18 protein-coding genes are annotated in these 21,070 nt (G+C 69.6%); 9 read left to right on the forward strand and 9 right to left on the reverse strand.

Going from position 1 to position 21,070, the window contains the following annotated elements:
* The first annotated feature begins 55 nt into the window (after nucleotides 1–55).
* The gene (locus tag F0U63_RS20160) at nucleotides 56–1,255 is read left to right on the forward strand and encodes a macrolide family glycosyltransferase (RefSeq protein WP_395847556.1); all 1,200 of its coding nucleotides are present in this window, start codon (nucleotides 56–58) and stop codon (nucleotides 1,253–1,255) included.
* Here the strand turns inward: F0U63_RS20160 and F0U63_RS20165 are convergent, their stop codons facing one another.
* The 4 genes from F0U63_RS20165 to F0U63_RS20180 all read right to left on the reverse strand — a co-directional run bounded on the left by F0U63_RS20165 (nucleotide 1,256) and on the right by F0U63_RS20180 (nucleotide 4,946).
* Complete coding sequence (locus F0U63_RS20165; RefSeq protein WP_395847557.1) at nucleotides 1,256–2,368, reverse strand: hypothetical protein; 1,113 nt, start codon at nucleotides 2,366–2,368, stop codon at nucleotides 1,256–1,258.
* 220 nt (nucleotides 2,369–2,588) lie between these two features.
* Nucleotides 2,589–2,984 carry a DUF3037 domain-containing protein gene (locus tag F0U63_RS20170; RefSeq protein WP_395847558.1) on the reverse strand — a complete coding sequence of 132 codons (396 nt, stop codon included), beginning with the start codon at nucleotides 2,982–2,984 and terminating at the stop codon, nucleotides 2,589–2,591.
* Nucleotides 2,962–3,747 carry a HipA family kinase gene (locus F0U63_RS20175; RefSeq protein WP_395847559.1) on the reverse strand — a complete coding sequence of 262 codons (786 nt, stop codon included), beginning with the start codon at nucleotides 3,745–3,747 and terminating at the stop codon, nucleotides 2,962–2,964. Before F0U63_RS20175 ends, F0U63_RS20170 begins: the two co-directional genes overlap by 23 nt.
* Entirely contained in the window at nucleotides 3,744–4,946 is a 1,203-nt protein-coding gene (locus F0U63_RS20180; protein WP_395847560.1) for a lysostaphin resistance A-like protein, read from the reverse strand. Before F0U63_RS20180 ends, F0U63_RS20175 begins: the two co-directional genes overlap by 4 nt.
* 80 nt (nucleotides 4,947–5,026) lie before the next feature.
* On the opposite strand from F0U63_RS20180, the gene F0U63_RS20185 reads away from it, so the two are divergent.
* Genes F0U63_RS20185 through F0U63_RS20195 form a run of 3 tightly spaced genes read left to right on the forward strand, consistent with a single transcriptional unit; the run spans nucleotide 5,027 to nucleotide 8,079 of the window.
* A complete protein-coding gene (locus tag F0U63_RS20185) occupies nucleotides 5,027–6,472 on the forward strand; it encodes a hypothetical protein (protein ID WP_395847561.1) in 1,446 nt (481 codons plus the stop codon).
* Entirely contained in the window at nucleotides 6,473–7,645 is a 1,173-nt protein-coding gene (locus F0U63_RS20190) for a cytochrome c3 family protein (protein WP_395847562.1), read from the forward strand.
* Nucleotides 7,645–8,079 carry an Ig-like domain-containing protein gene (locus tag F0U63_RS20195; RefSeq protein ID WP_395847563.1) on the forward strand — a complete coding sequence of 145 codons (435 nt, stop codon included), beginning with the start codon at nucleotides 7,645–7,647 and terminating at the stop codon, nucleotides 8,077–8,079. The genes F0U63_RS20190 and F0U63_RS20195 overlap by 1 nt, the downstream gene beginning before the upstream one ends.
* A 28-nt stretch (nucleotides 8,080–8,107) precedes the next feature.
* Here F0U63_RS20195 and F0U63_RS20200 read toward each other — a convergent pair whose 3' ends face one another.
* The 5 genes from F0U63_RS20200 to dnaJ form a co-directional block, all read right to left on the reverse strand.
* On the reverse strand, nucleotides 8,108–10,660 hold the full coding sequence (locus F0U63_RS20200; protein ID WP_395847564.1) for a 1-acyl-sn-glycerol-3-phosphate acyltransferase: 2,553 nt from the start codon (nucleotides 10,658–10,660) through the stop codon (nucleotides 8,108–8,110).
* A 39-nt stretch (nucleotides 10,661–10,699) separates the two neighbouring features.
* Nucleotides 10,700–12,418: an arginine--tRNA ligase gene (argS, locus tag F0U63_RS20205; protein WP_395847565.1), complete on the reverse strand. Its 1,719-nt coding sequence runs from the start codon at nucleotides 12,416–12,418 to the stop codon at nucleotides 10,700–10,702.
* Between the two features lie 90 nt (nucleotides 12,419–12,508).
* Nucleotides 12,509–14,191, reverse strand: coding sequence for a histidine kinase dimerization/phospho-acceptor domain-containing protein (locus tag F0U63_RS20210; RefSeq protein ID WP_395847566.1), 1,683 nt, complete (start codon nucleotides 14,189–14,191; stop codon nucleotides 12,509–12,511).
* Between the two features lie 224 nt (nucleotides 14,192–14,415).
* Nucleotides 14,416–15,057: a HEAT repeat domain-containing protein gene (locus F0U63_RS20215; protein ID WP_395847567.1), complete on the reverse strand. Its 642-nt coding sequence runs from the start codon at nucleotides 15,055–15,057 to the stop codon at nucleotides 14,416–14,418.
* A 102-nt stretch (nucleotides 15,058–15,159) separates the two neighbouring features.
* Nucleotides 15,160–16,344: a molecular chaperone DnaJ gene (gene dnaJ / locus F0U63_RS20220; RefSeq protein WP_395847568.1), complete on the reverse strand. Its 1,185-nt coding sequence runs from the start codon at nucleotides 16,342–16,344 to the stop codon at nucleotides 15,160–15,162.
* Nucleotides 16,345–16,478: 134 nt separating this feature from the next.
* Here dnaJ and F0U63_RS20225 point away from each other — a divergent pair, with 134 nt between their 5' ends.
* The 5 genes from F0U63_RS20225 (at nucleotide 16,479) to fusA (ending at nucleotide 21,021) form a co-directional block, all read left to right on the forward strand.
* Nucleotides 16,479–17,168, forward strand: coding sequence for a hypothetical protein (locus F0U63_RS20225; protein ID WP_395847569.1), 690 nt, complete (start codon nucleotides 16,479–16,481; stop codon nucleotides 17,166–17,168).
* A complete protein-coding gene (gene rimI / locus F0U63_RS20230; RefSeq protein WP_395847570.1) occupies nucleotides 17,165–17,683 on the forward strand; it encodes a ribosomal protein S18-alanine N-acetyltransferase in 519 nt (172 codons plus the stop codon). The genes F0U63_RS20225 and rimI overlap by 4 nt, the downstream gene beginning before the upstream one ends.
* A gap of 174 nt (nucleotides 17,684–17,857) precedes the next feature.
* Nucleotides 17,858–18,229: a 30S ribosomal protein S12 gene (gene rpsL, locus F0U63_RS20235; protein WP_095986884.1), complete on the forward strand. Its 372-nt coding sequence runs from the start codon at nucleotides 17,858–17,860 to the stop codon at nucleotides 18,227–18,229.
* Between the two features lie 144 nt (nucleotides 18,230–18,373).
* Entirely contained in the window at nucleotides 18,374–18,844 is a 471-nt protein-coding gene (gene rpsG, locus F0U63_RS20240) for a 30S ribosomal protein S7 (RefSeq protein WP_002623637.1), read from the forward strand.
* Between the two features lie 101 nt (nucleotides 18,845–18,945).
* Entirely contained in the window at nucleotides 18,946–21,021 is a 2,076-nt protein-coding gene (fusA, locus tag F0U63_RS20245) for an elongation factor G (RefSeq protein ID WP_395847571.1), read from the forward strand.
* Nucleotides 21,022–21,070: the final 49 nt, after the last annotated feature.

The following is a 21,070-nucleotide window of genomic DNA, read 5'->3' on the forward strand; positions in this document are numbered from 1 at the left end:
TTCATCGCCGCTGCGGCGGGTGGAGTCCGCGCCGCGAACGGACACGGAGGCTCACATGGCCAGAGGCGCTTTCTTCAACGTCCCCCTTCACGGGCACACCAACGCCACCTTTCCCGTGGTGCGCGAGCTGGTGGATCGGGGCGAGGACATCACCTACTACCTCACCGACTCGTTCCGTCCCCAGGTGGAGCGGGCGGGCGCGCGCTTCCATCGCTACGAGAGCACGGTGGAGGAGGGCCTGAAGTCCGGCACCGTGGGGTTCCTCCCGGCCCGCATGCCCGCGGAGAGCCGCGCGGTGCTCTCCCAACTGCTCGAGGCCGTGCGCGCCCAGCGCCCCGACTACGTGGTCTACGATCCGCTCTGCCTGTGGGGGCAGATCCTCGCCAACCACCTGCGCATCCCCGCGGTCCTCTTCCGTCCCACCATGGTCGTGGCACCGCGCGCCGGTGCGGGCCTGGACTTCCTGAAGAGCCGGGTCGCGATGTTTCCGGGCCTGTTCGAGCAGGCCGGCAAGGACATCGCCGCCCTGGAGCAGGAGTACGGTCTGCCTCCGATGGATCTCTGGGGCATGTTGCGCCACGAGGAGCCCCTGAACCTGGTCTGCGTGCCGCGCTCGTTCCAGCCCGGAGGCGAGAGCTTCGATGAGCGCTACGTCTTCGTGGGGCCGTCCATCCGGGCGCGCGGGGACACCGGGGACTTCCCCCTCGCGCACCTCGAGGGCGGGCCGGTGCTCTACATCTCGCTGGGAACGATCTTCAACAACTGGCCGGAGTTCTACCGGATGTGCTTCGCGGCGTTCGGTGGCACGCCCTGGCGCGTGGTGCTCTCCACCGGGCACGCGGTGAACGTGGCGGAGCTGGGTGAGGTGCCCGCCAACTTCCTCGTGCGCCCCTCGGTGCCCCAGCTCGAGGTGCTCGAGCGCACGTCCGTCTTCGTCACCCACGGCGGGGCCAACAGCCTGATGGAGTCCTTCGCGAATGCGGTCCCCGTGGTCGTCATTCCCCAGATGGCCGAGCAGCCGCTCAACGCCGCGCGGGTCGCCGAGCTGGAGCTGGGGTTGGCCCTGCAGCGGGAGACCGTCACGGTGGAGCAGCTGCGGCACGCGGTGGAGCGGGTGTCGAGCGAGCCCGCGTTCCGGCAGAAGGCGCGGACCCTGCAGCGGGAGGTCCTCGACTCGGGAGGCTACCGCCGCGCGGCCGAGGCCATCCTCGCGTACAGCGCGCGGCAGCGCCCGGGCGGCCGCGGCGCTTCCTGATCAGTCCGGCCGCAGCTTCGTGGTCGACTGGGGCAATTCCAGCGCCTCGAAGACGTTGGCGGGGGCGAAGGCCGTCACGCGCAGCAGTTGGTTGCCTGTCTTGTAGACGGAGACCTCGAACTGGAAGGGCTTGCCGCCGCGCGTGCCGTGCCCACTCACGGTGGCGATGCGCGACTTGTTGCCCGGGCTGGTGCCCTCGGAGGTGCCCGTCACCTGGAAGTCGGGATGGCGCGTGCGCAGGTCTCGCAGCGCCACGTCCCGTGCCTGGAGCAGATCCGCGGCTTCCGCCGGATTCCACTCGCGCACGGCCACCATCAGGTTGCCGTTGACGTCCGGATGCGACAGCCACAGGTCCACGTTGGGTTCCGGCGCCGACAGGTTCGCCTTGTGGCGGTACCACCCGTCCGAGGGGATGGGCAGCTTGTAGCCGAACCGGTGGCTCACGAGGACACTGTCGCGCAGCAGCCGGTTGCCCTCGAGGTCCGGCCGCAGCGCGATGCGCGCGCGATCCTCCAGGGACTGGGAGGCGGAGAGCCGCACGAAGCCGATGCTCTCCACCGTCATGCCGAGCAGCGCGGCGGTGAGCGCCACGCCCCCGAGGAAGGCCGAGGGCTTGCCCCAGACGAGCGCGAGCACGCCGCAGGAGACGGCGCACACGACGAGCGTGAAGAGGTACTGCGCCTGGTAGAGGCTCATGCCTCCGAAGACGAACAGGCCCACCAACAGCCGGAGGAGGGCCAGCACGCGCAGCTGCCCCTTGTCCCGCAGCAGCCCGATGCCGAGCAGCGTGTCCACGCCCACGCCCACGAGCGTCCCGGCGAGCTGCACGGCCCGGAGGGACTCATTCGTGGACATGGAGGGAAGGAAGAGGAACTCGAAGACGTGCAGCACGGCGTTGAGCAGCAGCAGGCCACCGGCCAGGGGGAGCGTGGAGGTTGCCGGCTCGGCGGGCGCGGCCGGGGCGGGCGCTCCCCGGGAGAGCTTCGCGGACGAGGCGGGCTCCATCTCCGGCAGGTACTCCACACTGGGCACGTACTCGGACGCGGCGGCCGCGGGGGTGGGCATGGCCGGGGCCCGGCGCACGGGGACGGGGGCGACGGTGGGTACGGCCATGGACGCGCGGGCCACCATCGAGGTGCGTCCACAACGGGGACACAGGGCCTGGGCCCGAGGCCGGTGTTTGAGCGCGCAGTGTGGGCAGGTGATCCAGTCAGCGTCCACGGTAGGCCTTCCTGCTCGTCTCCGGGTTCCACGCGAGCGCGCGAGGAGACATCCCAGGTTGTAGCAGAGAGGCGGCCCCGGGCGGTAGCCGGGCCCGGGGAGGCGAGGGGGCTCAGGGGCTGGGGGGCAGCACCATCCGTCGCATCAGGTGCTCGATCGCTTGTGCGGGGTCCTCGCACAGGCCCGAGTGCACGGGGCCCGTCTGGATCATCGTGCTGCGAGGAGCCACCAGCCAGTGGAAGCGCTCCTTCTGGGGGAGCTGTCCCACGGGGCCCGCCGCGCGGCCTCCGGCGCACACCCGGGGAATGGAGGCCAGGTGGTGGAGGATCGTCTCCGGGTCCGTGCCTGGCGCGAGCGCCTCGAGCCGGCGGGTGTCCAGCTCCACCCGCGCGCCGAGGAAGCGGTGGGTGAGGCAATAGAGGATGACGCCCGCGTTGATGAACTCCTCGCGCTCCACGCGCGGCACGACGCGGATGATGGCGTAGTCAAACGAGCTGCGCGCGGGCACGGATGGCCTCCTCGATGAACGCGGGTGCTGCTTTCAGGCGCTCGAGCAGGAAGGAGGCGTAGGCCTCGCGGTGCTCGGTGACGGTGGTGAAGCGCGGCTCCTGGGTGGGGCCGAGCCAGGCCTCGGGCACGCGGGCGACGATGCCGTGGATGAGCTCCGCCGTCACGCGCTCGCGCAGGGTGGCCAGCGCCTCGGGCAGCGCCGAGGCCCAGGGCAGCAGCACATGGTCGCGCACCGCGGGGAAGCGGCTCTGGCTGCGCTCGAGGTAGTCGTCCCAGGAGTGGTGGAAGTAGAGCGACGCGCCATGGTCGATGAGCCACAGCGCCGAGTGCCAGCACAGCAGGTTGGGGTTCTTGGGCGTGCGGTCCACGTTCGTCACGTAGGCGTCCAGGCACACGATGGCCGAGGCCTCGGCGGGCCCGGGGGTGGGGCGCACGGTGGGATCGAACGTGATGGAGCCGGGCAGGTAGTCCATGCCGAGGTTGAGCCCGGCGCTCGCCTTGATGAGGTCGCGGATCTCCCCATCCGGCTCGGCGCGGCCAAGCGCGGGATCCAACTCCAGGAGCACGAGCTCGGGCACGCGCAGGCCCAACGCACGCGCGAGCTCTCCGGAGAGGATCTCCGCCACGAGCGCCTTGATGCCCTGGCCGGCGCCGCGGAACTTGAGGACATACATGCCCGAGTCCTCCGCCTCGACGATGGCGGGGCACGAGCCGCCCTCGCGCAGGGGCGTGACGTAACGGGTCGCGGAAAGGGTTCTCACGGGGTTTCCTTCGATGGGGGGAGGTTCGGGGTGGGAAGGACGGGGGGCCGGCCTCCTCCTGACTGCCGGGACTGCCGGCGGCGCTCCTGGGTGTACTCCCCCACGGGCGTCTCGCCCCGGCGCGCGCGCACCCGGAGTTCATAGAGCGCATTGCGCTCGGCGTGCAGGGCATCCGGTGCGTCCTCGGGAACGGGGGCGAGCGGGTAGCGCAGATCGATCTGGCTCAGCTCGATGCCCACGGGATCCAGGACGACGTAGGCACCCAGCACCAGCGTCGCGGTCATCATCCAGGGGAAGGCGCGGCGCAGCAGCCGCGTCGGGGGCTCCAGGTGGACGGGCGGCTCGGGGGCCTCCCGCTCCTCAAGCGGACGGAGTGGACCCCCCAACAGGCCCGGGAAGTGGCGCGCGGCGGACAGCAGTCCGAGCAGCACCGCGCAGCCGCCGAGCGCGAGCAGCACCACCGTCCGCCCCTCGTCGCCGGGGGAGGGAGCCGGCTCGGACTCGAGGTGCCGGGAGCCGAAGAAGAGCGCCGTGGACACGAGGTTGTTGGCCGCGTGCGCGAGGACGCCGGGCCACAGCGAGCCCGTGCGCCACAGGAGCCAGCCGAACAGCAGGCCCAGCTCCAGGCGCGACACGAAGCCCATCCGGTCCAGGTGGAACGCGCTGAAGAGGGCCGCGGAGAAGAACAGGGCGCGCCACGGGGGGCCGCCCCGCGACAGCAGCCCCCGGAAGAAGACGCCCCGGAAGAAGAACTCCTCGCACAGGGGCGCGCCGATGCCCAGCCCCGCCACGATGAAAGCCAGCTCCACGGGGGACTGTCCCAGGAAGATGCCCGACACGTCGTAGTCATTCCAGGACTCGGGCAGGACGAGCTGGGCCAGGTACTGCACGGGGGCGATGATGCCGAAGAAGTTGGCCAGTCCGAGGACGAAGCCGAACGCCGCCGGCCCCACGCTCCAGGCGGACAGGCCGGTGTAGCGCGCCGGGGCCCGCCCGGTGGCGCTCAGCACGAGCCAGCCTCCGCCGAGGAAGACGAAGAGCTGGGTGAACCAGACGCCCAGGGCGAGGTTGAGCACCTGCACGGGCGAGACGAGCAGGAAGGTGAGGAACACCACCAGGGTGGCGGCCACCGCGACGCCCAGCGGATCCAACGGCCTGGATTCGGAAGGGGGGGCGGGGTTGGGGCTGACGTCTTCCACCACGGGACTCCGGCTGCGAGAGGAGGGGGATGTGTAAAACACGACATCCTGGCGCGAAGCGCTTCTATAATGCCCGGACCTTGACGCCCCCATTCGAAGAACGAACACGGCGACGGACGAGCGGTTGGGAGCGGGTCGGGCTCCAGCGCGCGGGGTTGCTGACGGTGCTGCTCAGCTCGTCGCTGGCCTCGGCCTCGGCGTTCCAGGTGGAGGCGCGCACCGAGGCCCAGGTGTATCAGATCCGCTCCTGGCGCGATTCCTCGCCGAGCGAGCCCGTGTTGCTGCCGCGCCGGCGGATCGTCCAGTACCTGGGAGTCACCGGGTATGAGCTCGTCACCGGGCAGGACCTGGGCTTCGAGTCCAACCTGCGTGTCTTCGCGGACTTCGGCATGCCGCGGGGGGAGGCGGCGAAGCTCGACGGCATGCGCTCGGAGGACGCGGACCTGCTCCATGCCTTCGTGCGCTACGGGGTGGGCGGAGTCGAGGGGCGGCTCGGCCGGCAGCTCTACGGGGACGTGTCGGACATCCTGGCCTTCGACGGACTGAGCCTGCGCTACGTGAGCCCGGTGGGAGTGGGCGCCGAGGTGTACGGCGGGCTGTGGGTGAAGGGGGCGGGGTTCCTGTCCTCCTCGGTGTACCAGCCGGATGGCGTGCGCGAGAGCGACACCCGGCGCATGGAGCAGGGCGTGGCCGGCGCGGACCCGACGCTCACGGCGCTCGAGCCCGTGTACGGCGCGAAGCTGCTGCTGGAGAACGTGCGGGGAGTGTCTGCGTCCGTGGGCTACCGCCGGGCGCTGCTGGCGGGCAAGACGGACGTCGAGCGCGCGACGGCGGAGGCCCGCTTCGGACGGGGCCTGGGGTTGAACGCGGTGGCGGGCGTGGACGTGGACCTGTTGCAGCTCAAGCCCGCGCAGGCCCGGCTCCAGGTGCGCTGGGACGCGGAGGACCTGGCCGTGAGTGGCGAGGCGATGCGCCTCTCGCCCGTCTTCTCCGCCGACTCCATCTGGTACTGGTTCGCCTACGCGCCCCGAGACGAAGCGCGCGTGCGCGTGGACTTCTTCCCGCGTGGCGCCCTGCGCTACTACGTCCAGGCGGTGGGCAGCCTCTACCACACCGTCCTCAACAGCTCGCTGCAACTGGCCGAGGCGGCGAAGGCCGCGGGCGGGCAGCCCTCCTTCACCATGGGTGGCTCGGCGGGCGCGGCGCTGCGCAGGGAGCGCTTCCGCTCCGCGCTGGATGTGTCCGTGCGCGGAGGCTATGGCGGCACGCAGCTCTGGGCGGATCTCACCGCGGGCTACGGCTTCGGCGAGGGCCGCACCACCGTGGATGGGCGGCTGAGCGCGGCGTACATCCATGATGGCTTCAACCCCCTGCTCGCGGGTGGCTTCCTGGGCGCGCAGCTCTGGGCGAGCCAGGCGCTCACCCGGGCCGCGCGCGTGTCGCTGGTGCTCGAGCAGAACGTGAACCCCTACACCCGCTGGGACACCAAGGTGTTCTTCCTCTTCGATCTGAAGGCGAGCCTGTAGATGGAGCGCCAGTCCCGAATCGTCCTGGGCCTCGTCGCCCTGTCCCTGGTGGTGGCGGGTCTCGCGTGGGCGGCCACCGCGAACGAGCGCAGCCTCGCCATCTACCCGGCCCAGCGCATCCCCGTGCGCTTCGATCACAAGCAGCACCTGGAGGCGGGGGCCGAGTGCACCTCGTGCCATGACAGCGCCCGGACGAGTGCCTCGGTGAAGGATCGCAACCTGCCGGGCCACGAGGAGTGCGAGACGTGTCACGACCTCGACGCGGCGAAAAAGGGCGCGAAGACGGATCCCCCGTCGGCCTGCAACGTGTGTCACCCGGGCTTCGACGCCACGGTGCACCTGGCGCCGCCGAAGCTGGACGCCCCCCCGGCCAACCTGAACTTCAACCACCAGTTGCACGTGCAGAAGAAGGTGGACTGCGCGACGTGCCATGGCGCCATGACGGACGTGCAGCTCGCCACGCGGCAGCAGTTGCCGAAGATGGCCACGTGCCTCAAGTGCCATGACGGCCACCAGGCGCCCAAGGAGTGCGGCGCCTGTCACTTGAAGCAGCCCTCGGGGCGACTCCAGCTCACATTCCCCTCGGGCATCCTGCGCCCCATGCAGGGAGATCCCCTCGGCCTGGACCACGGCCCGCGCTACGAGTTCAACCACGGCAACCGCGCGTCGATGGACCGGGGCACGTGCCTGTCGTGCCACACCGAGTCCTATTGCCAGACGTGCCATGACGCGCTCCAGAAGCCGTTGTCGGTGCACCCCAACGACTTCATCACCCTGCACCCGGTGCAGGCGCGCCAGGACTCCACGCGCTGCTCGAGCTGCCACCGCGCGCAGTCCTTCTGCGCCGCGTGCCACGAGCGCTCGGGGGTGGGGCAGAACTCGGACCGCTCACTGCGCGCGCGCAACGTGAAGGTGCACCCGGACTACAACGCCTGGGTGGAAGTGCCCGGGCCGCAGCACCACGGCGTCGCGGCGTCGCGGGACATGCAGTCGTGCGTGTCCTGCCACCGCGAGGAGTCGTGCCTCACGTGCCACTCGGGGATGACGGGGCGGCAGATCAACCCGCACCCGGATGGGTTCTCCGCGGCGTGCAAGCGCGTGGCGGCGAGCAATGATCGGGCCTGCCTCAAGTGCCACACCGAGTCGAACCTCGCCCAGAAGGGGTGCCGCTGATGCGCCGGTTCTTGTGGCTGGGGCTGCTGGGATGCGCGGCGTGTCTGGAGCCCGGCGAGCCCTTCCTCGCCGCGGCCGACGCGGATCCGCCGGACGTGGTGTCCACCGAGCCGGGCGCCGGAGGCACGCTGGAGGCGGGCGGCACGCTGCAGATCCTCTTCTCTGAGCGGATGGACGCGCGCACGCTGCGCCCGGGCATCGCCGTCTTCGAGGGGCGGGCGGAGGTGCCCTTGGAGGTGTGGGTGCCCGCGGAGCCGGAGGGGCAGGACGACCTCGAGCGCGGCGACGTGCCCTCCACCGTCACGGTGCGCGCCAGCGCGGGCGCCTTCACGCCGGGCACGGCCTACACGCTGGTGCTGCGCACGTTGCTCACGGACACCCAGGGCAATCCGCTCGCGCAAGAGGTGCGGGTGCCCTTCCGCACGGAGCCGTGAGGGCCTCCGTGCGAGGGCGCGCCGCGGCTCAGCGCTGGTGGCGCAGGTAGCGGCGGATCTCCTCGGCGAACTGCTTGGTCGCCGCCACGTCGGGCGCGGCGGGGCCGAGCTTGAGCTTCTTGTCCTCCTCCACGAGGTAGCGCTGGTCGAGCATGTAGGCCACCGCGTTCTCCAGCGTCACCTTGGCGAGTGACTCGGCGGCGGTGATGCGGCCGGAGTGGTACTCGGCGCGGCCGACGTCCAGCGCCTGGCGCACGAAGGACTTGCGATCCTGCACCGCGCCCGTGGACACCTCGGGCAGCGTGAGGGCGGCGATGAGGTAGGCCTCGAGGTAGTCGCGCAGTTGATCCGCGAGGAACTCCAGCTCCGGCCGGGCATGGGGCTCGGGGGCCACGCTCAGCGTGGTGTCCTCATGGAGGATGAGGCCCATGCGCACCAGCCGCTCGACGACCTCGGCGAAGATGGTGTCGAAGCTGGCGCCCACCCGGTAGATGAACTCCACCTTGAAGAGGCGCGAGAGCCACAGAGCGCGGGCCTTCACCTCGTCGAAGGGCGCCGGGGAGCCCACCAGCAGCGCGTTGGCCACGAGGCTGCGTGCCGCCACCAGGTTCATCAGCGTGTTCTTGTAGAAGGCCATCTCCCCGCGGCGCTCGTCCTCGGCCTGGTAGATGACCTCGCCGTGCGCCTTCTGGGTGCGCACCATGCCATCGGAGCAGAAGGTGCGCATGGCGTCCTGGATGGGGCCCATGGCGTCGGGGTTGCTCGGCGAGTCCTTGAGCAGCATGGCCAGGGGGGCGTTCTCCTCCCCGGCGACGCGGCGCAAGAGGTGGATACGCTCGGACAGCTCGCGGCTGGTCATGCCGCGCCGGCGGTGGGAGAGCAGGGCGGAGCTCACCAGGGCATGCGGCGTCACGGTGGACACCTTGCTGATGCCGTACATGACGCGGTTGCCCAGGGCGCGCACCAGGCCCTTCTTCTGCTCGTCCGTCAGCGGCTGGCCGGGCTCGAGTCCACGGCTCTTCATCAACTCCACGAGCGACAGGGGCTCGTCGAAGGTGAGGTGGATGCGGCCGTAGCGCGCGGCGAGCACCTTGGGCGTGCTGAGCAGGGCCTTCAGGTCCTCGGGCTTCTTCTCCCCGCCGGCCAGCTCCTTCGAGTAGCTGCCCGACTCCACGACCTTCTCGTAGTCGATGGAGACGGGGACGAAGATGAGATCATTGCGCGCGCCCTCGAGCACGGCCTCCACCTGCCAGGTGAACATGCCGAGCTTGGGCTGGAGCAGCTTGCCGGTGCGCGAGCGTCCGCCCTCGGGGAAGAACTCCTGGTGCACGCCGTCGTGGACGAGCTTCTTCACGTACGCCTTGAAGGTGGCGGCGTAGATCTTGTCGTCCTTGAAGGAGCGGCGCAGGAAGAAGGCGCCGCAGCGGCGCAGGAAGGGGCCGAGTGGCCAGAAGGACAGGTTGGCGCCCGCGGCGACGAGCGGCACGGCGTAGCCGCGGTTCCAGAGGATCCAGCTCATCACCAGGTAGTCCACGTGGCTCTTGTGCGAGGGGCAGAGCACGAGCGGGGCCTTGCTGGCGGCCTTGAGGGCGCGGTTGAGGCCGGCCTCGTCCACCTCGATGCCGTCGTAGATGCGGTTGAAGACCCAGGCGAGCAGGGGAGAGGCGAACGCCAGCATGGTGGGGCTGGCCCTGGCGGCGATGGCCTCCAGGTTGCGCCGGGACTGGCGCAGCACGCTCTCCGGGCTGCGGTTGCTCTCCGTGGCCACGGTGTCCAGCGCCCTGCGCAGGGTGCGGTCGCGCAGCGTCTCGTCGAGGATGCGATCGGCGGGCTTCTCCGGGGGACCGAAGACGGCGCGCGTCTCGCGCGACAGGTGGTGGTGCAGCATGCCGCGCACCTTGCGGGCGATCACCTCGTCGGAGTCCTGGGGGTTGTCCGCGATGAAGCGCTTGAGATCGATGGGCTCGCCCACGCGGAACTGGGCGCGGCGGTAGTTGCGGAAGAAGGCCACCATCGAGTGCAGGAAGCCGGGCGCCTCGGGGCTGCCGAACACGCGGTCCCACACGTTGGGGTTGAGGCGCGCGGTGCGCTTCTCCCAGACGAAGAGCTCGGGCACGAGGAAGACGGAGCGCTCTTCCCGGCGCGCCATGGCGACCAGGGTGGGGAAGGGGTTCTCCTCGATGTCCTTGCCCGAGGCGCTCAGCAGGGCCGTCTTCTTCAGGAAGATGAGGCCGCTGTTGCCCGAGTCGCGCGCGTGGGCGAAGCGCTCCTCGAAGGGGCCGCGCTGCTTGGCGTTGCGGAAGGGGCGGGTGAACCAGGGGCGCAGGTTGACCACCGCCCGGATGAGCGGCAGCCCCCGGCGCACGCTCGCCCAGGAGAGATAGAGGAAGTTGATCCACGCCGTGGTGCGCATGACGTGCACCACGAAGCCCTTGGCGTGCAGCGCGCGCAGCTCCGCCTCGGCCTCCGCGGGAAAGCGGACGCCGTCGAAGTAGCGCTGCCCCAAGACCCTCGAAACGGGGCCGAACTCCTTGCTCAACGCCTCATGATGATCGACAGCCGGTCCCAGGACGGTGTCCACGTGCGAGCCCCCTTGAATGCGATGCACGGATGAGTGGCGTTACATGTTTTCGGGTGTGGCGATTCCCAGCAGGGTGAGTCCCGCGGCGAGTGCCGCGCGCGTGGCATCCGTGAGCGCCAGCCGCGCCTGCTTGAGTGGCTCGTCCCCCTCGAGGAGGACGCGCTTGCCCCGATCCTGGTTGCCCAGGGTGTAGTAGCGGCTGAACTCCGCGGCCAGATCTAACAGCCACCGGGCGACGAAGCTCGGCTCCTGTTGATCCGCCGCTTCCTGCACCACCACGGGCAGCCGGGCGATGGCGCGTAGCACCGCTTGTTCCTCGGGAAGCGTGAGCCGGCTGGCATCGTAGGTGGTGGGCGCGCCGCCGCCCTTGCGCAGGATGTTGCAGGCACGCGCGTGGGCGTACTGGAGGTAGGCGCCCGTGTGCCCGGTGAAGTTGAGGATCTCGTCCCAGTCGAAGGTGTAGTCGGTGGCGCGGCGGTTCTTCAGGTCGCCGAAGAAGATGGCGCCCAGGCCGATCTGCTCCGCCAGCGCCTCGGGGTCGTCCGTCTGGATCTTCCCCTCCTCGATGTTGTTCTTCACCAGGGCGAGCGCCCGCGTGCGCGCCTCGTCGAGCACGTCGGTGAGCAGCACCACGTTGCCCTGGCGCGTGCTCATGCCGTGCACGCGGCCGAAGTTGACGTGCACCATGCGGTCCACGAAGTCGCGGCCCATGGCCTTGAGCACGCGGAAGACCTGCCGGAAGTGCAGCGACTGATCCGTGGCCACCACGTAGAGCGACTTGTCGAAGTGGAAGCGCTCGTGACGGTCGATGGCCGCCGCCAGATCGCGCGTGGCGTAGAGCGTGCTGCCGTCGTTCTTCTTGAGGAGCACGGGCGGCTCGTTCTCCTCGTAGGGCAGGTCCACGATGAGGGCGCCCTCGGACTGCTTGACGCCCACCGTGCGGGAGAGCTCCTCGATCACCGGCTCCATCTTGTCCTGGTAGAAGCTCTCGCCCTCGATGTGCTCGAAGCGGATGCCCAGCCGGGCGTAGATGCGCAGGAAGTCGCGGATGGACGTCTCGCGGAACTCCTTCCACAGCGCGAGCGCCTCGGCGTCCTTGGCCTCCATGCGCCGGAAGAAGTCGCGGGCGCGCTCGTCGAAGGCGGGCTCCTTCTCCGCGCGCTGGTTGGCCTGGACGTACACCTTGACCAGGTGCGCCATGTCCTGGCGCTTGGCGGGGTCTCCGTACTCCTGGAAGCCCACGGCGACGAGGCCGAACTGCTTGCCCCAGTCACCCAGGTAGTTGATGCCCTCGAAGCGGTAGCCGAGCGCCCGGTGCAGGTTGGCCACGGCGTGGCCGATGACGGTGGAGCGGATGTGGTGGAAGGCGATGGGCTTGGCGATGTTGGGCGAGGAGTAGTCCATCACCACCGTCTTGCCCACGCCCGAGTCCCCGCCGCCGTAGCGCGTGCCCTGGGTGCGCGCCGCGTCGATGACCTCGGCGGTGAAGGGCATGAGCGAGAAGCGCGCGTTGACGTAGGGGCCGGCGGCCGTGATCTCCAGGCCGGGCACCTTCAGGTTCTGCGCGAGCCCGGCGGCGATCGCCGGCGGAGCCTTCTTCTGCGCCTTGGCCAGGGGAAAGGTGGGGAACGACAGGTCCCCATGCGCGGGATCGGCCGGCTTGACCTGGGCGTCGAGCTCGGAGGCGGGCACACCCAGCGACTGGGCGAGCGCCTCGACGAATGCTGCCCGGTAATGCGAGTAGGCGGAAATGCTCATGGGACGCGCGGCATACTAAACGAAGGAGTCGGGTATTCCGCGCATCTTCTGTTGACGCATCGTGTCGATTTGTCTCTTGGTGTGCCCTCTTCAGGTCACCGCGCCCCGGCGGCTCGGGCGCACCACGGCGGCCACGGTGTCGAGCAGTCGAGGCAGCTGCAGGGGCTTCTCGAAGAAGCCATCGATGCGATCCAGGCCCTGGCCGGCGCCGAGGGTGGACACGTCGCTGGCGCCCGAGATGATGTAGACGGCCACGTCGGCGAGCGACTCGGTGCCACGGATGAAGCGCAGCACCGAGCGGCCATCTTCCTCGCTCAGGCGCAGGTCCAACAGCACCATGGCCGGGCGGATGTGCGAGAGGATGGAGCGGGCCTCGGAGGCGCCCGAGGTGGACATCACCCGGTAGCCCTCCTGCTCGAGGACCTGTTGGAGCACCTCGCGGCAGTCCGCGTCGTCCTCGACGAGGAGGATGCCACCGGCGCGGGGTCCGGCCTGGGCGAGGTCGGGCGAGCTGACGGCGCCGGCGAACAGGGGCATGACCATCTGCAGGGCGGTGCCCTCGCCCAGGGTGCTCGAGGCCTCCACGCGGCCGCCGTGCAGCGCCATGATTTTCGCGACCAGGGGCAGGCCGAGGCTGTGGCCCTGGCCGCGCGCGCCATCGGGGCGGTGGAAGGGATCGAAGACGTGCTCCAGGTCCTCGGCGCCCAGGCCCGGGCCGCTGTCCTTGACGGTGAGCAGGGCGAGTCCGTCCTCGCTGCCCACGCGCAGCTCCACGGTGTCCTCGGGCTCGCAGCGGTTGATACCGCTCTCCACGAGGTTCTGGATGGCCTCGGCGATGCGCTCGCGGTCGCCGCGCACGAAGACCTCGCCCGTGGGGGGCAGGACGAGCTGGACCTTGGACTGCTCGGCGGCGGGGGTGAGGGTGCGCACCACCTCCTCGGCCACGGCCTTGAGCCCGAAGGGGCGCTGGTTGAGCTGCATCTTGCCCGCCTGGAGGCGGGACATGAGGAGCAGATCATTCACCATGCGCAGCATGCGGTCCGCGCTCCGGTCGCACACCTGCACCGCGCGGCGCTGGGCGTCCGACAGGCCCCCGAGCTTCTCGCGTCCCATCATCGCCAGGTAGGCCTTGATGGTGGTGAGCGGGTTCTTCAAGTCATGGGACACGTTGCCGAGCAGCTCGTCGCGGCTCTGCTCCAGGGCCTTGAGGCCGGCGATGGCCGTCTGCAGATCCTTGTTGCGCCGGGCGCTGTCGTCGCGCAGGCGCGCCACCTCGTAGGAGGCGGACAGTTGGCTGGCGAGCGCCATGAGGAGCGAGTCCGGGGCGGAGCGGCGCGGGGCGAGGATGGCGAGCACGCCGCTGGTGCCCAGGGGGCTCTCCAGGGGCACGGCGACGGTCTCCTCGTCGCGCAGGATGGCGCGCTCGGCGAAGGCGCGGCCCACGACGCCCTCGTCGGGGGTGGCGGCGGTGATGCGCTCGTCGTAGCGGCCGCGCACGTGCTCCACGTGGAGCTGGTTGCGCGCGGGGAGGTAGCGCGCGACGTAGCAGGCCTTGGCCTGCATCAGCCCGTGGATGAGCTGGAGCTGGGCGCGCAGGGCCTCGGTGGGGCCCTCGCTGGAGGTGATGTGCTGGGCCATCTCCGCGAGGGTGCGCTCGGCGACCTCGCTCTCCACGGGAGGCTGGGGCTTCACCAGACGCCGGGCGACGGGCTTCTTGGGCTCCGGGCGCAGGGTGACGATTTCGGCCAGATGGGGAACCTTCTTCTTGGGCACGGAGCAACCTCGGCGGCCAGGGAGCGGTGCTTCCGCCCCTCATCGACGGGGGAGGTGGGAGTCCTCACCCCGCGCGCTGAATCCTGCGCCAGTGGACACGGGGGTGGGAACCCGCGTGTGCCACCGGAGTGGGACAGCGCTCGCCGCAGGACAATTGCGGTGTCCAACAGGTGACATCAGGTGGGGAGCCGGGCGGCCAACCCCAAGGGTTTTCCAGGGCTTGGCTAGGCCTGGAAGCCGCTCTCCTGGAGCGCCTGGGTGGCGGCCATCTGGACGCGGCGCGCGGTGTCGCCGGTGGTGAGCTTCTGGATGGGCTCGCGCGCGGGGGCGTACTTGAGCGGCCCGAGCGCCTTGAGGGCGGCGATCTTCACGTCGTCGGACATGTCGTCGAGGAAGGGGAGGAGCGCCGGGGCGATGCGCTCGTCCTGCTTGCCGGTGATGTAGTGCAGCAGGACGACCTTCTTCTCCGGGTCGCGCATGTACTGGGAGCTCAGGGCGGCGAGCGTGTCCACGACGGTGGAGACGACCTCGGCCTCGCTCTGGAGCGACTCGAGGATGCGCACGGCCCAGGACGTGGCCTGCTCGTTCTTGCGCAGGAACTCGGTGACGGGGGCGATGGCGTCCTTGCCGAAGCCCTTGATGAGCTCGAAGACGTGCTCCTTCTCGTCCGCGTCCGTGGTGAGCGGCTCCACGTTGATGGTGTAGCGGTGCATCAGCACGGTGACGGCCTCGGGGAACTTCATCTCCCCGAGCTGCTGGAGGGCCTTCTGCCGGGAGGTGGGGTCGCCGTACTTCTGGGTGACCTTGGGCTTGAGCTTGAGGGCTTTGTCGGGGCCGGAGCCGCCGAGGAAGTCGAAGATACCCATGAGTGAAGAGGCTCCGAGAGGTGAATCGGGTTCTTGAAGGGCCGTGTAGGACGCGGCGGCGGGGAACGCAAGAGACTTGGGGGGCATGCCCGGGGCGGCGGGCTAGAGGTGGAGCGCGCCCCGGACATCCGTCTGGTAGGCCCGGGCGAGCGACTCCGCGGCGCGGCGCGCCTCGTCCGAGAGGTGCTCGGGCACCTTGACCTGGAGGGTGAGGTAGAGGTCTCCCGGAGGCCCGCCCTTGAGCGAGGGCGAGCCGCGGCCCTTGAGGCGCATCTTGCGGCCGGACTGGGAGCCCGGGGGAACCTTGACGGTGACCTCGCCCTGGAAGGTGGGCACGCGGATCTCCGCGCCCAGCATGGCCTCGGAGACGGTGACCGGGAGATCCATGGACAGATCATCTCCGTCCCGGCGCACCAGGGGGTGTTCGGAGACGATCGTCTCGATGTAGAGGTCGCCCGCGGGGCCGCCGCGGGAGCCCGCGGAGCCCTGTCCGGACAGCCGCACCTTGGAGCCGGTCTGCACGCCCGCGGGAATCTTCACGGTGAGCCGGGCCGTCTCCTCGAGCACGCCCGAGCCCTGGCAGGAAGGGCAGGGGGGAGCGGCGCGTCCGGAGCCGCGGCAGGAGGGGCAGGTGCCTCCTCCGGCCATGCCGAGCACGCCCCCGGCCCGGCGCACCTTGCCCGTGCCGCCGCAGGTGGCGCACGTGGTGGGAGTGCCCACCTGGCCCGCGCCCTGGCAGCGCTGGCAGCGTCCGGGACGTTGCAGCGAGATGCTGCGCTCGGTGCCGGTGAGGGCCTCGGCGAAGCTGAGCGAGAGCGTGGCCGAGATGTCTTCGCCCGGAGTGGGACCCGCCGCCCGGCCGCCCGCGCGCCCGAGGATCTCCCCGATGTCCACCCCGCCGGCGCCGCCGCCCGCGCGCCCGAAGATGTCGCCCAGGATGTCGCCCAGGTCGAAGTCCACGCCGCTGCCGCCACCCCCACCACCGCTGAAGGGACTCCCGCCACCGGAGGCGCGCGCGGCCTTGTAGGCGCGATACTGCTGGGCCTTCTTCTCGTCGAAACCGAGCTTGGCGGCCTCCTCGCCGAACTCGTCATAGAGCTTGCGCTTCTTCTCGTCCGACAGCACCTCGAAGGCGGCGTTGAGCTGCTTGAACTTCTCCTCGGCGCTCTTGTCGCCCGGGTTGACATCCGGGTGGTACTTGCGCGCGAGTTTGCGGAAGGCCTTCTTGATGTCTTCGGCCGGTGCCGTCCGGGACACGCCGAGAATCTGGTAATAGTCGTCCGCCATGTGCTTGGCATCCTCCACGGTTGCAAGAACGTAACCAGTTGTACGGGGAGCGCCAGCATGGCGTGTTGCCCAGGGTCCGGATGTATAAAGTGAGGGGACCGAGGAAGATCATGGGTGCGCCGCGCGGACGAACCGTGAAGAGGGGACTGGTGGTGGGCTGTCTCGCGCTGGTGCCGGTGACTTCCGGTGGGGCCGTGGCGCAGAGCGCCTCGCCGACTTCCCTGGAGGGCTCCCGGGTGCTGGACCGGGTGGTGGCGGTGGTGGGCGGGCAGGTGCTGACCCTGAGCGAGTTGGAATTCGAGGCCCGGGTGGCGCTCGTGGAGCGGGGAGGCGTCAGGGCGGCGGATGAGCGGCTGGACGAGCGCACGCTCCTGGGCGCGCTCGAGCTGGGCATCAACCAACGGTTGCTGGTGGCGGGAGCGGATCGCCTGCAGGCCTTCGCCGTGGAGCGCTCGGCGGTGGAGGAGCGGCTGCGGCGGTTCCGGGAGCGTTTCGAGGACGAGCCGGCGCTGTTGTCCTTCCTGGCGCGGCACGACGCGGATCTGGATCAACTGCTGGTGGTGCTGGAGCGCAGCGCGCGGGCCGAGCGCATCCTGGACAGCCGGATCCGCCTGCGCGCCCAGGTGAGCGAGGCGGAGGTGCGGCGCTACTGGGAGGAACACAAGTCGACCCTGGGGGGGTCCTACGAGGGCGTGCACGACGCCTTGAAGGAGCGGTTGATGCGGGAGCGCTACGGAGAGCTCGCGAAGGAGGAGTTCAAGCGGGTCCGGGAGGACGCGCGGGTGCGCCGCGTGGCGCCCTTCGCCCAGGAGGCACGGCCATGAGGCGGATGCGGGAGGAGCCCCGGGGGAGCAAGCCGCCGGGCGCCCAGCCGTCCGCTTTCCTGCTCCGGCGGATGACGCACGAGGATCTGCCCGCGGTAATGGAGCTGGAGAAGGCGTCGTTCACCAACCCCTGGTCGCTGGAGCTCTTGCGGCGCGAGCTGGGGCACGACTGGTCCGTCATCTTCCTGCTCGAGGAGCCCACCGAGGAGGGGGGCCGTCGGCTGCTGGGCATCTCCATCTTCTGGATCGTCCACGACGAGGTGCACGTGCTCAACGTGGCCACGGCCCCGGAGCACCGGCGGCGCGGGGTGGGGCGGGCCCTGATGGAAGCCACCCTGGCCGAGGGCCGGGCACGCAAGTGCAGCCTGGCGACACTCGAGGTGCGCAAAAGCAACGAGGCCGCCATCACCCTCTACAAATCGTTCGGGTTCCGTCCGGTGGGCGTGCGGCCCAACTACTACGTGGACGAGGGCCAGGCCGCCGAGGACGCGATCGTGATGGTCCTCGACTTCTAGCGACCGGGGGAGTAGAGGAGCGCGGCCATCCGTAGAGTGTGGGGAATGACCGCCAGTGCTTGACACGGGGGGGCCCCTCCCTATACTCGCGGCCCTTTTTCAAAGCGCAGTGGTAGGTGCGTATGCGCCCCCGGGTACACCCGCCCGGGACAATCGGGAAGGAAGAGGAGTTCAGTGCCGACCATCAGCCAGCTGGTCCGTCAGGGCCGCGAGAAGTTGAACATCAAGGGCAAGAGCCCCGCTCTGAAGGAGTGCCCTCAGAAGCGTGGCGTTTGCACCCGCGTGTACACCACGACGCCGAAGAAGCCGAACTCGGCCCTTCGCAAGGTGGCGCGCGTTCGTCTGACGAACGGAATCGAAGTGACGTCCTACATCCCCGGCGTGGGTCACAACCTCCAGGAGCACTCGGTGGTGATGATCCGCGGTGGCCGTGTGAAGGACCTCCCGGGCGTTCGCTACCACATCATCCGCGGCACGCTGGACTCGGTCGGCGTGGCCGGCCGCAAGCAGGGCCGTTCCAAGTACGGCGCCAAGCGTCCGAGCTGAGCTCGGAGCTGATCACCTTCGTTTCATGACTTGGGACGCTTGCCCCGCACCCTGGGGAGCCTCCCGGATTCGCCAACGCAGTTCGAAGCCCCCCATTGAAGACTCCCGGGTGCATGGGAGCGGGGGCGTAAGGGATAGAAAAAGATGCCTCGTCGTCGCGTAGTAGCCAAGCGCAAGATCCTTCCCGATCCGAAGTTCCAGGACCGCCTCGTCACGAAGTTCGTGAACGACCTGATGCGCAAGGGGAAGAAGTCCATCGCCGAGCGGGTGTGCTACGGCGCCTTCACGCTCATCGAGGAGCGTGCGAAGGAAGATCCCCTCAAGACGTTCAAGAAGGCCCTGGACAACGTCAAGCCGGTGCTCGAGGTGAAGAGCCGCCGCGTCGGTGGCGCCACCTACCAGGTGCCCGTGGAGGTCCGTCAGGATCGCCGCGTGGCGCTGGGCATGCGCTGGATCATCACCTACGCCAAGGCGCGCGGTGAGAAGACGGCCATGGAGAAGCTGGCCGGCGAGATCATGGACGCCGCCAACAACCGTGGCAACGCGGTGAAGAAGCGCGAGGACACGCACAAGATGGCCGAGGCCAACAAGGCCTTCGCCCACTACCGCTGGTAGTCCTCGCAAGTTTCCTGTTGTGCCCGACACCCGGATGCGCTTAACGCGCGTCCGGGTGTTTGCGGTTTTGTAGACATCCGCTTCTGGAGAGGTTTGGAGCCATGCCCCGCGAGTATCCCCTCGAGCGCTATCGCAACATCGGCATCATGGCGCACATCGACGCCGGCAAGACCACGACCACGGAACGGATCCTGTTCTACGCGGGCGCCATCCACAAGATGGGCGAGGTGCACGAAGGCACCACCACGACGGACTGGATGGTGCAGGAGCGCGAGCGTGGCATCACCATCACCTCGGCGGCCATCACCGCGTTCTGGAACCGCAACGAGCAGAAGTACCGCATCAACATCATCGACACGCCGGGCCACGTGGACTTCACCATCGAGGTGGAGCGCTCCTTGCGCGTGCTGGACGGGGCCATCGCGGTGTTCGACGCGGTCAACGGCGTGGAGCCGCAGTCGGTGACGGTGTGGCGCCAGGCGGACAAGTACAAGGTTCCGCGCATCTGCTTCGTGAACAAGATGGACCGGGTGGGGGCGGACTACGAGATGTCCGTGGGCACCATCCGCGAGAAGCTGGGCGCGCGTCCGGTGCGCCTGCAACTGCCGCTGGGCGCCGAGGACAAGCACCGCGGCGTCATCGACCTCGTGCGCATGAAGGCGCTCGTCTTCTCCGACTCGGAGATGGGCAGCCGCTACGACGAGGTGGAGATCCCCGAGGACTTCCGGGCCGAGGCGGACGCGGCGCGCGCCGAGCTGGTGGAGACGGCGGCCGAGCAGGACGACGCGCTCACCGAGAAGTTCCTCGAGGGCACGGAGCTCACGGAGGCGGAGATCCGCTCGGCCATCCGCAAGGGGTGCCTGGCGCTGAGGATCTTCCCGGTGTTCTGCGGCTCGGCCTTCAAGCACAAGGGCGTGCAGCCGCTGCTGGACGCGGTGGTGGACTACCTGCCGGGCCCGCTCGACATCCCGCCCGTGCAGGGCAAGAACCCCAAGGGCAAGGAGGAGACGCGGGAGACGAGCGACAAGGCGCCCCTGAGCGCGCTGGCGTTCAAGATCATGCCCGACCCGTCCTTCCCCTCGCAGTCGCTGACCTTCTTGCGCATCTACTCGGGCAGCATCGAGTCGGGCTCGGCGGTGTGGAACTCGGTGAAGGGCAAGCGCGAGCGCATCGGGCGGCTGGTGCAGATGCGCGCGGACAAGAAGGACGAGGTGCCCGAGTGCTACGCGGGGGACATCTGCGCGGTGGTGGGCATGAAGCTGGCGACCACGGGCGACACGCTCTGTGACGACAAGCACCCCATCATCCTCGAGCAGATGGAGTTCCCCGAGCCCGTCATCGACGTGGCCATCGAGCCCAAGTCCACGGCGGACCAGGAGAAGATCCACACGAGCCTGGCGCGCCTGGCGGTGGAGGACCCGTCGTTCCGGGTGAGGACGAACGAGGAGACGGGGCAGACGCTCATCGCGGGCATGGGCGAGTTGCACCTGGAAATCATCGTCGACCGGCTCCTGCGCGAGTTCAAGGTGGACGCCAACGTGGGCAAGCCCCAGGTGGCCTACCGCGAGACGATCTCCCGGACCGTAGAGACCGAGGGCAAGTTCATGCGCCCGCTGGGCGGCAAGAACCAGTTCGGCCACGTGTGGCTGCGCGTGAGCCCGAACAAGGCGGGGCAGGGCTTCGTCTTCGAGAACACCATCCCCGCGGAGAAGGTGACGAAGGAGTTCATCGAGGCGGCCCGGCAGGGCGTGGTGGAGTCGCTGCAGAGCGGACCCATCGCGGGCTACCCGCTGCTGGACGTGAAGGTGGAGGCCTATGACGGCTCCATGCACGACACGGAGTCGAGCGAGATGGCCTTCAAGATCGCCGGCTCGATGGCCTTCCGGGAGGCCGTGCGCGGCGCGGATCCCATCCTCCTCGAGCCCATCATGGACTGCGAGGTCGTCACGCCCAACGACTTCACGGGCGACGTCATCGGCGATCTGACGGCGCGGCGGGGACGCATCCAGGGCATGGAGCCTCGGCCGGGAGGCGTGCAGGCGATCCTCGCCCAGGTGCCGCTCGCCAAGATGTTCGGCTACTCGACGGACCTGCGCAGCCGCAGTCAGGGAAGAGCGACCTACACCATGCGGTTCAGCAACTACGCGCCGGCACCGAAGGACGCGTTGAATCGCTGAGCGGCTTGCTCCCCCGCGAAGGGAGCAGGCGATTTCAATTGACGTTTTC

It is taken from the genome of Cystobacter fuscus, from assembly GCF_044360685.1.
In the GTDB taxonomy this organism is placed as follows: domain Bacteria; phylum Myxococcota; class Myxococcia; order Myxococcales; family Myxococcaceae; genus Cystobacter; species Cystobacter fuscus_C.

Excerpts from the sequence above, each read along its gene's own strand:
- dnaJ (WP_395847568.1), bottom strand. The coding sequence starts at position 16,344 with ATGGCGGACGACTATTACCAGATTCTCGGCGTGTCCCGGACGGCACCG.
- F0U63_RS20165 (WP_395847557.1), bottom strand. The coding sequence starts at position 2,368 with ATGGCCGTACCCACCGTCGCCCCCGTCCCCGTGCGCCGGGCCCCGGCC.
- F0U63_RS20160 (WP_395847556.1), top strand. The coding sequence starts at position 56 with ATGGCCAGAGGCGCTTTCTTCAACGTCCCCCTTCACGGGCACACCAAC.
- argS (WP_395847565.1), bottom strand. The coding sequence starts at position 12,418 with ATGAGCATTTCCGCCTACTCGCATTACCGGGCAGCATTCGTCGAGGCG.
- F0U63_RS20190 (WP_395847562.1), top strand. The coding sequence starts at position 6,473 with ATGGAGCGCCAGTCCCGAATCGTCCTGGGCCTCGTCGCCCTGTCCCTG.
- rimI (WP_395847570.1), top strand. The coding sequence starts at position 17,165 with ATGAGGCGGATGCGGGAGGAGCCCCGGGGGAGCAAGCCGCCGGGCGCC.
- F0U63_RS20215 (WP_395847567.1), bottom strand. The coding sequence starts at position 15,057 with ATGGGTATCTTCGACTTCCTCGGCGGCTCCGGCCCCGACAAAGCCCTC.
- fusA (WP_395847571.1), top strand. The coding sequence starts at position 18,946 with ATGCCCCGCGAGTATCCCCTCGAGCGCTATCGCAACATCGGCATCATG.
- rpsG (WP_002623637.1), top strand. The coding sequence starts at position 18,374 with ATGCCTCGTCGTCGCGTAGTAGCCAAGCGCAAGATCCTTCCCGATCCG.
- F0U63_RS20195 (WP_395847563.1), top strand. The coding sequence starts at position 7,645 with ATGCGCCGGTTCTTGTGGCTGGGGCTGCTGGGATGCGCGGCGTGTCTG.